Here is a 13,933-nt window from a genome sequence, read left to right on the forward strand (position 1 = left end):
AAAGCCACGGTCGAATACCGTGGCTTTTTAGTATGCTCATTTACCAAGAGGTGAGCGCTTGGGACGTAATGCTAACAACGGTGAAGGCCGTAAATAGCATGGTCAACGATGCGACCATTTAAGTTCTCATTGCGCGTGATGATGCCTTCTAAGGTGAAATGTAAGCGTTCGCAAACCTTGCGACTGCTTTGGTTGCCCGTTGCGGCTGATATCTCGACCTTTTCCATATCTAACTCATTGAAAGCAATATCAATCAGCTTTGCGACCACGCGGGTAACAATCCCCTTTCCTTGATACGTTTCAGACAGCCAATAGCCTATCGTGACTTTCTGCTTATTGTGGTCAATGGTGTTGAAGCTACAGTTACCGACGATATTATCTTTATATACAATCGCACAGGTCATGCTTTGGCCCTCTGCATAATCGTGCAGCGAGCGTTGGATGAAGATCCTAAAGTCTTGCTCGGTTTTACAATGTGGCGGCCACACGAGCCATTGGCTCAGGTACTCATTCTGGCTTTGTGAGATTTCCGCGTAGTGAGAAGCGAAGCTCTCTTCAACCAATGCGATGGATAGTTCGTCATCAATAACTGTTTTAAACATGTCTTTCCTTTTCTTAGGGCTGCTGATTTACTGGATCTTAGTCGGCAGGATATAATGTCGCATGATTTTTAATATGCAACCACTTGTAGCACGGAGTTTTCGTGATACGTTAGATCTATCACGAAACTCATTAAACCTTACAATAGTTGTGTATATAATCATTAGCTATGCATTAGTATTGGCGGCCTAAATATATAAAAACTATAAAAATGCTAGGCTTAAATAATGAATCAACATTGCCAGGACGTGACCGTAGACCTAAGGAAGGCTCTATTCGGTATTGCTAAGGCGCTTGATAACGTCGGTTTCGAAAGCAAAAATCATGGACAGAGGGTGGGTTACATCGCGTATCGGTGTGCTCTGAGTGTGGGGTGGGAAGAAGAGCAAGCACAACTTGCGTTCTCATTGGGGTTAATTCACGACTGCGGAGTATCGCAAATTGACGAGCAGCGTAGTTTGGTTTCAGGGTTCATTCCTGACTCGAGTTACCACCATTGTCAAAAGGGGTACCAAATTCTAAAAGAGTGCCCGGTTCTTTCTATATTCGCTAAGCCGGTGCTTTATCATCATACCCCTTGGACTGACTTAAAGACTATTCATATCAGTGAGTTAGAAAAAGAGCTAGCTGCTATCGTGATGCTTGCCGATAGGGTTGACTACTTGTATGGCATTACCTCTTCAGATCGTTATGGAAATCTCACACCCGATGGCAAAGCGAGCATCATTGAATGTTTAACAGAACAAGCGGATGAGATGTTCGAAACCAACCTTGTGCAACACATGTGTGAGTTGGTTGATTTGGATGATTTTTGGTTCTCGATGGAGATCCCTTACATTGAAAACATGAGGGATAACTTTGAACCTGTGCCATTCTTCTCTCAACAAATGTCGCTGGACGAGACGGTGGCCTTTGCCGAATTTATTGCCAATGTTGTGGATACCAAGAGCTCGTTTACCTTTAAGCACTCTTTGAAAGTTGGGCAGCTTTCAGAATACCTCGCCAAACAACTGGGTTATTCCTACACCACTCAGCGCAAACTCTATTTAGCAGGTTTGGTTCATGATATCGGTAAACTGCAAACCCCTAACGATATTCTGCATAAGCCGGATTTACTTACTGAAGAAGAGTATTGCTGTATTAAGCGCCATGCTACGGATACTCGATTTGCATTGCAGGAGTTGTTCAGTTCACCTCAGGTTTGTCAGTGGGCATCTAATCACCATGAAAGGTTAGATGGTTCGGGCTACCCTATGGGCAAAACGGCTGAAGAGTTGGATCAACCGAGTAGAATTGTTGCTGTGGTGGATGTGTTCCAGGCATTAACTCAATCTCGCCCTTATCGCGCAGGCATGACGCTAGAACAGACGATGGCTATTTTGACGGACCACGTTGATAACTTTAAGCTGGATAGAGAAGTGTTTGAGTGTCTTAAAAAACATGCGCAATACTGTTTTGAATTATCGACAGATAAAAGAATGTACGCGTTTTAGCGCCAGTGAGTCTTTTAGATGCGTGACTTCCTAAATCACGCTCGATGAAAAATGACTTAATACCAAAAACAGAAAAGCGATAGCCGAGGCTATCGCTTTTTTAATGGGGGGCTTATCAGATCAATATCAGGATCGTTAGAGCGAGATTAGTAGCGCTTTAAGATCTCGATGATCGCTTGCTCAGTTTCCGCTGCGATAATGGCATCAATGTCATCATCATTTTGGAACAACTCTGATAGCGCCATAATCGTGTGGATGTGGCTGTCTGAGTCCATTGCCGCCAGAGTAATTGAAAGATAAACGTCACCGTTGTCTTCCGACTCTAAATCAACACCCTTCTTGAATACTGTCACTTGCAGTGATGCTTCGTTCACACCATCTTCAGGACGAGCATGAGGCATCGCAATTTTTGGTGCTAGAACATAGTACGCGCCGATGTCCTTGTGCTTTTGCTTGATAGCTTGAACATAATCTGTTCATTTCATAACGTTCCGTTACAAGCCCCTGTTATTGGCTGATGACTCAATAAATTTAACCCGATGTGTGAGCGAATTTATATAAATAACAATTATGTAAAATATTGATTTGATGAATGTTTACTCATTAAGTCGATTTTTGTTAGAACAGCCTATTCAAAACAATAAGATAGGTAAATCTATGAAAAAACTCGTCAGTTTACTGCTCGCTGCAGTATCGTTAGGGCTTTCTGGTTGTGCAACGGTATTAACAGCAGAACAAAGTGCGCCTCAACTCAATGAAGTTCCACAGGAAAAAGCGTTGACCGTCGCTGTAATCGATAAGAGACCATACGTTCTCGATCATGATAAAGAGCCAAAATTTGAGGGAATTATTCGCAGTTCGTTAGGTATTCCTTATACCTACAACACGGCGACACAGCAGCCAATGTCTCAATTTTTGACTGACAGATTGGTCGCAGGCTTGAAAAAACAGCAAGTAGCTGTTGAGTCGGTTGAGACGACGCCTGAAGAGGATATCACCAAGGTTGCTGAGCAGATGAAAGCATTCGACAACAAATCGATGATGTTTGTCTTGAATGAGTGGAAGTATGACTTCCACGCATTTACGGATAACTCTTGGTACAACGTTAATGTGATTATCTATGATGAAGCTGGTAATAAGCTACTCAGCAAAAATTTCCAAGGCGAGAATGATGTACCTGATGGTGGTGCAATCATCAATGAGATGCAACTGATCTACAAACAGCGTTTTGAAGAGATATTCCGAGATGCTGAAGTGAAAAGTGCCCTGCTAAACTAGTTATTCCCACTTTGATCTCATATTTTGAAAAAGCCACACTCTGTGGCTTTTTGTTTTAATGATGGTTTTTTTTGCATTATTTCTTGCTGAAAAAATTAATTATTGCGAGAAGTAGTTCGATTTGTACGCTTTATGACCGCGCGATCGTTTGCGTCAAAAAATGTGATGAAAGTCTCACTTAACTGTTTATACTTCTTTTCCGGTTTTAAGCCGGTGCTTAGCCAATACAAGCCGTCACATGGATATGTGAATGACCCCACGGACCGGACCAGCTACGTTCCACTGCTTGTATAAGGTGATTTTTTACATGAACAACTCGTTGTTACATTCGCTAACCCTGTTAGCTCCTTCATCGCGTAGCGTTTTGCTTGCGGTTCTTTGTCCTGTTCCTTTGATGTCATTTGCTTGGCTCATGTTCACTCTTTAAGGATTACTAGGACACATTATGAATATTCTATTTGGTTTTGTCGGTGTTCTTGCACTGATTGCTTGCGCGTACCTGCTATCTGAAAGTCGTTCTTCGATTAACTGGAAAACGGTCTCTCGTGCTCTATTACTTCAAATCGGCTTTGCGGCCTTGGTTTTGTATTTCCCATGGGGACAATTGGCGCTAACAAGCCTAAGTAATGGTGTTTCTAGCCTGCTTGGTTTCGCAGACGCTGGTATTGCCTTCCTTTTCGGTGACCTTGCTACTGAAGGCTTCATTTTCGCGGTTCGCGTACTTCCAATCATTATCTTCTTCAGTGCTTTGATTTCTGCGCTTTATTACTTAGGCGTCATGCAAAAAGTGATTCAAATCTTGGGCGGAGCGGTGCAAAAACTGTTGGGTACAAGTAAAGCTGAATCTCTAGTTGCTACAGGTAATATCTTCCTTTCTCAGGGTGAGTCTCCTCTTCTTATTCGTCCTTTTTTAAAGTCTATGACTCGTTCGGAACTGTTTGCTGTAATGGCAGGCGGTATGGCGTCGGTAGCGGGTAGTGTACTTGGTGGTTATGCGGGCCTTGGCGTTGAGCTTAAATACCTTATCGCAGCAAGCTTTATGGCGGCTCCGGGTAGCCTGTTAATGGCGAAGATCATTGTTCCTGAGCGCAGCACACCGAGTGACTACGACCACATCGAGCTCGATAAAGCTGACCAAAGCAACGTGATTGATGCATTGGCAAGTGGCGCGATGAACGGTATGAAGGTTGCGGTAGCGGTTGGTACTATGTTGATTGCCTTCGTGAGTGTGATTGCGATGGTCAACACTGGCCTAGAAAGCCTAGGTGAAACGTTCGGTTTTGCGGGTATTACACTGCAAGCTATCTTCGGTTACCTGTTCTCGCCTCTTGCATGGCTAATCGGTATCCCAAGTGATGAAGTGTTGATGGCGGGTTCTTACATCGGTCAGAAGATCGTTATGAACGAATTTGTTGCTTTCATTGACTTCGTTGAGAACAAAGCTCTGCTATCTGAACACAGCCAAGTAATCGTGACTTTTGCTCTGTGTGGCTTTGCTAACATTGGTTCTATCGCGATTCAGTTAGGTTCAATCGGTGTCATGGCGCCAGAGCGTCGCGCTGAAGTTGCTAACCTAGGTTTGAAAGCTGTAGCTGCTGGTACGCTAGCAAACCTAATGAGTGCATGTTTAGCGGGTATCTTCATCCTTCTTTAAGCTAGGTTTAGCAAAAACAGCTAGATTCACTAAAAGCGGGCACCTTACTTACGAAGTTTATGTAAGAAGGGTGTCCGTTTTTTATGCCTGCTCGTTAAGTTCATTCGGACTTAACGACTTATCTTATTACTTCTATATCGTTTTACGCTCACTCGGAAGAGTAATAGAGCAAGCCTGTTTTATCCGATATACTTGAATATCATTAGGTTGCGATTAATAACGTTCGGTTTCAGCTGAGAACATTCGGTTTTGACCAGAACAAAAGCAACCAAGTCCAATTATTCAAAGGTCTTCCCATGAACATGCGCGTTCTCATTGGTCTTATCACCGCCTTTATCGGCTTGTTTGCGATGGTTTATCTTATTGCTGGTGGTACTCAGTTTCCTATTTCTCAGTGGCCGCAAGAGGCTTATCTCGGTTTGGTGTTCAGCGTCGTGTGGGGCACAGGCGTAGCGGCATCGGTGGCATACTTCTTCTCAGCATTGGTGTTTGTGACTATTGCCGTGGTTTGTTATGCGATTGGTTATAAAATCGGTGGACTCTTTTCTTCAAGTTCTAAAGCTTAATCTCATTAAGGTGTGCTGATGTTCATTGAAGTGGGGCAGATTTGAATGCACTGGCTCGATCGTTGGAAGGTGTATCGCTATCATCGGAAACAGACTAACCGCTCGAATGGCGACAAGGCTAAAGCTTTAGGTTGGACTAGCGAAGAGAGCCAATTGTGTCGCTTTGAAGTGATCGCTCGTGCGGCTGACTTTAATAAGAAGAGCGTTTTAGATTTGGGCTGTGGTTATGGCGAGTTGTTTGAATTGCTCGACTGCATCTACCGCATTCAATCTTACACCGGTGTTGACCAACACGCAGGCTTTCTAAAGAAGGCGAAGCAAAACTACACAGAAGATCGTTGTCGGTTTTTGTCTGGTGATATGAGCAAAATGAACCTTGAGGCCCACGATATTGTTATCGCTAGTGGTTCACTGAATTATACCTCTCGTGATTCCGACTACCTGACAAACATGATTACTCGCATGTATGAATTGGCGAATCAGACGGTGATTTTTAATCTTCTCAACTCAAGCCAATATCCTTCACGTAATACCTTGATGAGTTATCACCCTCAGGGCGTATATCGCTTCTGTAAATCACTTTGTGAGGATGTCTCTTTAGTAGAAGGCTACGCAGAAGGGGATTTTACTATAGTGATGAACAAAGTCTGCCTCTGAACTCAAACTTAAGCCAGAGCGAAATGATGGTATGGTAAGAATTAAAAAAGCCGCAGGCCTCGAAAGGTATGCGGCTTTTTGGGTTCTAAGACCAACCTCGGCTAGGTATCGCTGCTAGTTCTTCTTCGGTTGGTTTTTAATGAGTCCGTAAGGGACATTAGTAAACACCTTAGGGTTGCCTTCATAAGTCGGCGCTTCATTTACTTGCTGCCAATCGAGTAGCATGATGGCTAACACGTTGCGGTGCTCACCATACTCCAGGTCAAAATCGCCAGTAATTGAAGGGATCATGCCCTGTTTCTCATCGATTGAAGCTTGAATCGCGAGTCGAGTTTTCTCTACTACTGGATCATCTTCTAAACCTGCCAATAAGAAGGTTAATCCAACCTCGGCAATCACATCCTCTTTCGCTCGAAGCAGAATCGTATCGATATTTTCTCTGAAGTAATCGTAGATCCATTGATGATCTTGTTCGCTTACTTGATGCTGATAGTATTCGGAATCGCCAAAGATCACGTGTGTCATACCATAGATCTTGTTGCCAAATTGCTGGCTCGAAAGCTTTTTGTCTTTGTCGTCTGGATATGCTTTCTTGAAGGTAGCGACGAACTCATCAACGACATCCTGTTCACCCAGCTGGCGCAGCCAGTAAACCTGATTCGCTAATTGAGCCGCCCATGCTTTCACCATGTCTTGATTGGTCACGTATCGTGAGAAGTCATAGCGACGAATGATTTCACGCAGCTTGGCATCGTTTTTGTGCTCTAAACCGTACTCATTGGCGCGCGCCATAGAGCCAAGAAGGTCAACGCCAAGGTACAGGTATTCAGGCATGTGCTTGGTGATGTTGTAGCGTCGAACACTGCGCTCATCGTTATCGCCAACATAAGATGCAACGCGCTTTTCTGAGTAGAGTACGATTTGTTCCATGGTTTGAACGTCATTCGACAGGGTGCTGAGCTTGCTTGCCACTCGCGCCATGTCACTCCACACTGCAGCCGAATACTTATCATCTAATGTCTGGCGATACATGCGCAGCCCGTAGTGGCCTTCTTTGAATGCTGGCAGAGTGTAAAGCTGGTTTTCGTAGGTGGTGCGAATGAGGTCAGCAGATTGCTTGAAAGATTGTTCTTGAGAATTGAGCGAATCGGCTTGGGATTGACCATTCGGTACGCTTGTTGCTTGCTTATTCTCTTGTATGTTGAGCGTATCTTGTGCGTGAACGGCAACCGCAACTGAGGCAGATAGCAATGTGCACAGTGTGAGAGTTTTTAGCTTCATGTTGTGAGGTACCAAGCTGATTGTTAGTCTATGTAAAATAACATTGATGAATCCTTTAATGTAAGCCTTGAGTCAATACAATGTAAGCTTTATAAGGTTCACTAACCCTTTTTGATTAAACAATGAGTTTAGCTCACAAGCCTGAAGTGATGAATGGCACAATATTTGATACATAGTCGACGTTAGTATGGATTTTTAATGACTTAGCGGCATACTGGACCTATAAGCCAGAAATGAGCCGTTATAAGGCAGTATATAGAACAATAGTGTTAGAGGTTCGTAAATGCCAAGTGGTTCTAGCAAGCAGTGGTCTGCCAAAGTAGTATCTTTTCTTTTTTTCCTTGCGATAGTAAGCGCGATTGAGTTCTTTCACGCCAAGCAATTAACTTTTCTTAAGAATGAATCGTATTCTGAGGGAAAAAAACGATTATCCATCATTCGTTCTCGGATCGAAGCCGCGATCGTGTCAGATATGTATATCCTCAATAATTTCTCTACCTTAGTGACCATCAATCCTGATGGTGAGGTAAAAAATTGGGATAAGATTGCTGAAAATATTATTAAAGATGGTTTCCATATTCGACTTATTGGGCTCGCCAAAGACGACATTCTAAACTTCGTTTACCCTATGGAAGGCAATGAGCAGATTCTCGGTATTAATTATCGTGATTATCCAGACCAATGGGAGTCCGTTGAGATAGCCCGTAACCTTGGCAACACCTTTATTGCTGGTCCTTTTGAATTGTTTCAAGGTGGGCAAGCCCTCATTACGCGCACCCCGATCTTTCGAGACCCGCCTTTCAATCAAGATTACTGGGGTGTATCCAGTGCTGCTATTGGCTTAGATGAACTGTTTGAAGATGTCGGAATCGGGAAGATCGAGAACAAGTACCAACTCGCGATTCGCGGCGCAAACAGTTCAGGTAAAGATGGCGCTATCTTTTATGGCACTCAGAATGTGTTCGATAATGCGTTTGCCACCGAACAGGTAAGCTTCCCATACGGTGGTTGGTATCTTGCTCTCTCCGGAAACGAACATGTATTGATGGATGAGCCTTGGTACCGAATCCAAGCGGTAAGGCTGGTGGGCTACTCAATAATGTTAGTGCTGGCGTTTGCCTTCTTTACTATCTATCGTCTGTACCGCATTGCAGATAGCCGCTCAATGCATGATGAGCTAACGATGTTACCGAATCGTCGATACTTTATGTATAGCCTCAAGCAGGCCTTTAAAACTACTCAAAAACAGCGAGCGAGAACGTTTGCCGTTGTAAATATCGACCTCGATGGGTTTAAAGCGATCAATGACACTTATGGTCATGCAGCTGGCGATCAGGTATTGATCGAGTGTGCAAACCGAATTAGGAGTGAACTACGAGTTTCAGATATCGTCGCAAGGATAGGCGGTGATGAGTTCTTAGTTTTATTGCCACGCATAATCGATGATCAACACGTATCTTCGATCGTCACTAAACTACGAAAGACGATATGCGCGGCACCAGTTGTTTACGAGGCGCACTCTATTTATCTTCGAATTAGTGTTGGTTGGGTTATTCATAATAACAACTACAATGATGTCGATGCGCTCTTGAAAGCGGCGGATGAAAAAATGTACGAACAGAAGCGACAAGTTATCTAGGTTGAATTTGAGCTGCGATTAGAATTTAGTTGCTGAATGTGGGGAAAAGCCTCAGAATACCGCGCTTTGCTCCATATCAATGTATTTAGCGAGCAAAAGCTGAAGCAACGCACTTTTTAACGCGTTGCTCATACTAAATGTTATTCAACTGAGAAAATAATCTATGAGTTTTACCTCCCTTGGCCTTTCTGAACCTATCCTTAAAGCTATTGAAGCACAAGGTTACGATAAGCCATCACCAATACAAGAGAAAGCCGTACCAGCTGTCCTAACGGGCAAAGATGTTATGGCCGCTGCTCAAACAGGTACAGGTAAAACTGCAGGCTTCACGCTACCTATTCTTGAAATGTTATCAAAAGGCTCTCGCGTACGTCAGAACCAAGTTCGTGCGCTCGTGTTAACGCCAACTCGTGAGCTTGCTGCGCAAGTAAATGGCAGCGTAGTGAAGTACGGTATTAACTTACCACTTACTTCTACGGTTGTGTTTGGTGGTGTGAAGATTAACCCTCAGATGCAAAAACTGCGTAAAGGTAGTGATGTGTTGGTGGCGACGCCGGGTCGTCTACTTGACCTATATAACCAAAATGCCGTGCGTTTTGACCAACTAGAAATCCTAGTGTTAGATGAAGCGGACCGCATGCTAGACATGGGTTTCATCCGTGACATCCGTAAGATCTTGGCTTTCTTACCTAAGAAGCGTCAGAACCTATTGTTCTCTGCAACCTTCTCTGACGATATCCGTAGCTTGGCAAAAGGCTTGGTGAATAACCCAGTAGAGATCTCGGTAAGTCCTGCAAACTCTACGGCTAAAACCGTTGAGCAAAGCATCTACCCAGTAGATAAAAAGAAAAAGAGCGCAATGCTAGCGAAGCTGATCAAAGATAATGATTGGCGACAAGTGCTGGTGTTCAGTAAAACAAAACACGGTGCAAATAAGCTTGCTCGTTTCCTTGAAGAGCAAGACATCACAGCGGCGCCTATTCACGGTAATAAGAGCCAAGGCGCACGTACCAAAGCCCTAGAGAATTTCAAAACGGGTAAGGTTCGAGTACTTGTAGCGACAGACATCGCAGCACGTGGTATCGATATCCCACAACTGCCTCAAGTGGTTAACTTCGATCTTCCACATGTATCAGAAGACTATGTACACCGTATTGGTCGTACTGGCCGTGCTGGTGAAGTAGGCAAAGCGATTTCATTGGTTTGTGCTGATGAAGTGGGTGAGCTGTTCGGTATTGAACGTCTTATTCAACAAGTGCTAGAGCGTCGTGAGCTTGAAGGCTTCTCGCCAGTAAACAAGCTGCCTGAGTCTCGTTTGGATACACGTCCAATCAAGCCTAAGAAGCCGAAGAAAGCGAAACAACCACGTGAACACGCAGACGGTCAACGTTCTGGTGACAACGCTCGTGGTCACAAGCCAGCAGGTAAGAATAAGCGTCACGTACCGGGTACAGGGTCTGCGCCAAAGCGTAAGCCAACGTCTGGAAAGAAGCCAACTGAAAACAATTCAACCGCGACTGGTGAAGATAAATCAGTAAGAAACAATGGCAGTAACTTTAAACGCGGCAATGCGGGCAATAAACCTGCTGCAAATAACGCGGGTTCTCAGAACACGCTGAGCAAACCAAGCGGTGCGGGTAAATCTAACGGTACTGGTAAGTCAAACAACGCGGGTAAACCTGCAGGCAAGCCTAAGAAGTCCGGCTACGGCGGTAGCTATGGTCCAAGCAAGTCGTCAAATAAGCCGGCGGGCAACAAACCTTCACCATCGAGAAGCCGCTCTAAGCCAGCTCCTCAGAAATAGAGTCTCTAGATAGACTATAGAGGTCCAATGACGAGAATGTTTTTTAGGAGAGTTCTCGTTAATTAGTGACTATCTAACTCAAATAAGCGCGAATATTGAATTTCAATGTTCGCGTTTTTTTATGGGCGTTGTTTATGTTTAGTAACCGTTTATGTTGAATAACCTAGGAGAGGTTAATCGCTGTTTAAAGTGATTGAACCTATGGGAAATACGGCAATTTTGGGAAGGGTAATGAATCTTTAATAATTTATTAATAACAACATAATCACTAGCATTTTTGTGGATTCTTGCAATTTGCAATTCCAGTTTGCAAAACAAACAAGAATTTAAGGCTAATACGTGTCCAGATGCGTAGTAAATACGTATTTTAAAAGTTGGCACGCATGCTGCATTAGTAACGGTGACCCTTCTTAAGCCGAGGGTCACCTAGCCAACTGACGTTGTTAGTGAACCTTTATTGTTCACACAAAATATATGACCAATCACCCTTTTGTGATTGGTTTTTTTTTGCCTGAATTTTAGGTTCTATTTTTGTTATTACTTTTTACCCACCACACTTAGAATAACAGCTTGGTTGGCGTGGGCATTCTCCACCTCTGGAGCAGATAAGCCTCGCCTCTGTCTCTATCCCACGTTCAATCCAATTTATATTTAGAATCTTGGCTATTGTCGTGAGATCTTTCTTGATGTTACGCGGTATTGCTACAGAGCCGCCATTGTTGACGCATGACGCCTTAAGTTGCTCTGCTATTTCTCTCGAATTACCACCTTGAGCATCAATCGCTGGATTGAGATCTATACCAGCACACAAAACGCGATTGTTACCCGCAGGATCCGTCATATTGATGGATTCACAACAGTAGATTCTTGGCTCATCACCCACATTTAAAATGGAGATTTGAGCAGAGCTACCCGCTCGGGGTTCAGATAATCGACGGAACACAGCCCAATGTTGACATGGGTCAGCGACTGTTCTCATATTTCCCCAAGGCAATGGAATCCCGTTCCCGCGGTACACCGCCTTGAGTTTCCCCGGCCCATAAGCATCAAAATAGTGCCAGTGAGGGTAGGGCGATACTACCGTCATTCGACGCATCGCAACAGAGGGGGAAACCCCTGCTCTTTGGTGAACGTCGATTTCGTAACCAGTACGGTCGAGCAGCTGTCTGAACGGGACTTTCGGGCATAACAGAGCGCCAGCAAAGAAGCTGGATTCAAAGTCACGCCATGCTTGAAGAATGTCTTGAGAGTTGAGCTGGGAAGAGCCTGAGACTTGATTGTCATCCCATGTATTGTTGTTACCGACCGACAACACACTCTTTAATCCTTCTTTGCTATGCAAAATGCAATGGCCAATATAAACCGAGAGGTCGTATTTCAGGCGAGTTGGGTATTCTTTAAGAATCTCGTTTAAGAAGATTGTACCCGGAGGCTCAAAGAATGATGTAACCAGTTGCTTGGCATTAATACCGAGCTCATCAACTACGTCTTGCGGCGTTCGCGTTACCCAACGGATGTTGATTCCAAGGGTTCTAGCGATGTCTATAAGGTCTTCTACGCTGAGGTTGAGACGTTTTAGGCCAACTTCCTCTGCAGCGCGTTCAAGGTCAGGGAAGTGGTTCTGGTTGCTCTCTTGGTGTGCCCTAATCAAGAGGTGTGCAAACTGACGGCCTGAAATCCCCGTTTGTGACAGCATCTCAGGAATCGCAATTTGCAGGATGTCGTTGGAGAAAAGAAAGCTAGGCTCGAGTGCCATGCCACTTATCCCACCACGATTCCCTTTATCAGGGGCAATGGCTTGTTGTTCAGATTCATCGTCGAGGAACCAGGTTGGGTTCTTCTGAAAGACCTGCGCAATCACTTCCAGCATATCGATGCTTGGAACCCGCTTTCCGCGTTCAATCATTGAAAGGTAAGAAACGGAAGGTGCGTATTCTGGGTTGATTCTAATACAACGCGCAGACAGATCTTCCATCGTTAAATGGTTACGTTTTCTTAGGTTACGTATTTTAGTACCTAGGAAGTGTGACTGACGAACTAAACTTTTTGACAAGGCCATATTTGTAAAATTCACATTGTAAAATTTTTGTTGTGAAATTGTATGTAAAAAAGCGCTAATCTACAAACTAAGCAATTCACAAAATGACAAATAAATTAAACGTTAGTTTGGAATAATTGCTCTAGGACACATTTTTGCTGTAGAAATCGGTGGTTATCACCGGACTGGTCAAGAGGGAAAGACTATGAATATGCTTACATTCGATAAAACAGAAATCCAAAAACAATCAAAGCCATTTATCGCTGAAGCTGTCTTTGCCGTGGAGACAATCAGTGCAAACCAGCAAACTGAAAAGCAAGTGAAAGCAAAGCAGCTGCTTGATCGACTATTCCCACTAGAGAATGGCTCACATCAAGACGTAACCAGCTATGTAGTAGATTACCGTCATATCATGGCTTACTTTAAAGATGGTCAGCACAGCGGTCTAAAGCATCCTAAACAGTTTGTAGCGTACATGGGTGAGAAGAATGACCCAGACTCTATCTTGTTCAGAGATGGTAGTGGAAGCCACCTAGAGGTGATGTTTGGTTGCCATAAAGGGACAGGTTGTATTGAACTGGTAGAAATCGATGATATTCAGTTGGAGTCATGCACCACGTTTGGCCAATCACCAATGGAAGCAACAACCACAATGCGAGAAGAGACCATTGCAGCGATGCGCCACTGGATCAGTTTGATTCAAGGTGATGCAAAGGGCAAACCAAAGGCATGCAGCGAAGATAAAGAGTTCAGAGCAAAGAGTGGTGAAGATTACTGCCTGAATTACTGCTTCCAGATCTAACGGTGAACCCTAGGTAGCTAAATCAATTTATACAGCTAAAGAAAAAGCCCCGAAGATAATGTCTTTGGGGCTTTCTAGTTTCAATACGAGCCGACTAATATGTCGATACGAGCAGTGATGG

Annotated in this window: 11 protein-coding genes and 1 pseudogene; 8 read left to right on the plus strand and 4 right to left on the minus strand. The window is 44.0% G+C overall.

Features of this window, described 5'->3' with window-relative positions; all coding sequences use genetic code 11:
• Positions 1–71: 71 nt before the first annotated feature.
• Positions 72–602, minus strand: coding sequence for a GNAT family N-acetyltransferase (locus CWO27_RS13570; RefSeq protein ID WP_102432663.1), 531 nt, complete (start codon positions 600–602; stop codon positions 72–74).
• A 225-nt stretch (positions 603–827) separates the two neighbouring features.
• Here CWO27_RS13570 and CWO27_RS13575 point away from each other — a divergent pair, with 225 nt between their 5' ends.
• On the plus strand, positions 828–2,093 hold the full coding sequence (locus CWO27_RS13575; RefSeq protein WP_102432664.1) for an HD-GYP domain-containing protein: 1,266 nt from the start codon (positions 828–830) through the stop codon (positions 2,091–2,093).
• Positions 2,094–2,239: 146 nt separating this feature from the next.
• Here the strand turns inward: CWO27_RS13575 and CWO27_RS13580 are convergent.
• Positions 2,240–2,563, minus strand: a pseudogene (locus CWO27_RS13580) (PTS sugar transporter subunit IIA); the annotation flags it as partial.
• A 187-nt stretch (positions 2,564–2,750) separates the two neighbouring features.
• Here CWO27_RS13580 and CWO27_RS13585 point away from each other — a divergent pair.
• The 4 genes from CWO27_RS13585 to CWO27_RS13600 all read left to right on the plus strand — a co-directional run bounded on the left by CWO27_RS13585 (position 2,751) and on the right by CWO27_RS13600 (position 6,248).
• Entirely contained in the window at positions 2,751–3,371 is a 621-nt protein-coding gene (locus tag CWO27_RS13585) for a hypothetical protein (protein ID WP_017060596.1), read from the plus strand.
• A 445-nt stretch (positions 3,372–3,816) separates the two neighbouring features.
• A complete protein-coding gene (locus tag CWO27_RS13590; RefSeq protein WP_102432666.1) occupies positions 3,817–5,025 on the plus strand; it encodes a NupC/NupG family nucleoside CNT transporter in 1,209 nt (402 codons plus the stop codon).
• 296 nt (positions 5,026–5,321) lie between these two features.
• The gene (locus CWO27_RS13595; protein ID WP_102432667.1) at positions 5,322–5,591 is read left to right on the plus strand and encodes a hypothetical protein; all 270 of its coding nucleotides are present in this window, start codon (positions 5,322–5,324) and stop codon (positions 5,589–5,591) included.
• A gap of 45 nt (positions 5,592–5,636) precedes the next feature.
• A complete protein-coding gene (locus CWO27_RS13600; RefSeq protein WP_102479375.1) occupies positions 5,637–6,248 on the plus strand; it encodes a class I SAM-dependent methyltransferase in 612 nt (203 codons plus the stop codon).
• A 114-nt stretch (positions 6,249–6,362) separates the two neighbouring features.
• Here CWO27_RS13600 and CWO27_RS13605 read toward each other — a convergent pair whose 3' ends face one another.
• Positions 6,363–7,529 (minus strand): DUF3541 domain-containing protein, encoded by a 1,167-nt coding sequence (locus CWO27_RS13605; RefSeq protein WP_102479374.1) that lies wholly within the window; start codon positions 7,527–7,529, stop codon positions 6,363–6,365.
• Positions 7,530–7,812: 283 nt separating this feature from the next.
• Between CWO27_RS13605 and CWO27_RS13610 the strand changes: the two genes are divergently transcribed.
• Complete coding sequence (locus CWO27_RS13610) at positions 7,813–9,168, plus strand: diguanylate cyclase domain-containing protein (protein ID WP_102432670.1); 1,356 nt, start codon at positions 7,813–7,815, stop codon at positions 9,166–9,168.
• Positions 9,169–9,331: 163 nt separating this feature from the next.
• Positions 9,332–10,972: a DEAD/DEAH box helicase gene (locus CWO27_RS13615; RefSeq protein ID WP_048659043.1), complete on the plus strand. Its 1,641-nt coding sequence runs from the start codon at positions 9,332–9,334 to the stop codon at positions 10,970–10,972.
• 544 nt (positions 10,973–11,516) lie between these two features.
• On the opposite strand, the gene CWO27_RS13620 is transcribed toward CWO27_RS13615, so the two are convergent.
• Positions 11,517–13,046, minus strand: coding sequence for a DUF3612 domain-containing protein (locus CWO27_RS13620; protein ID WP_080967367.1), 1,530 nt, complete (start codon positions 13,044–13,046; stop codon positions 11,517–11,519).
• A 169-nt stretch (positions 13,047–13,215) separates the two neighbouring features.
• Here CWO27_RS13620 and CWO27_RS13625 point away from each other — a divergent pair, with 169 nt between their 5' ends.
• Entirely contained in the window at positions 13,216–13,812 is a 597-nt protein-coding gene (locus CWO27_RS13625; RefSeq protein ID WP_048608941.1) for a malate synthase, read from the plus strand.
• Positions 13,813–13,933 lie beyond the last annotated feature (121 nt).

Origin of the sequence: Vibrio sp. 10N.286.51.C3, assembly GCF_003050065.1 — a bacterium.
Taxonomy (GTDB): Bacteria; Pseudomonadota; Gammaproteobacteria; order Enterobacterales; family Vibrionaceae; genus Vibrio; species Vibrio crassostreae.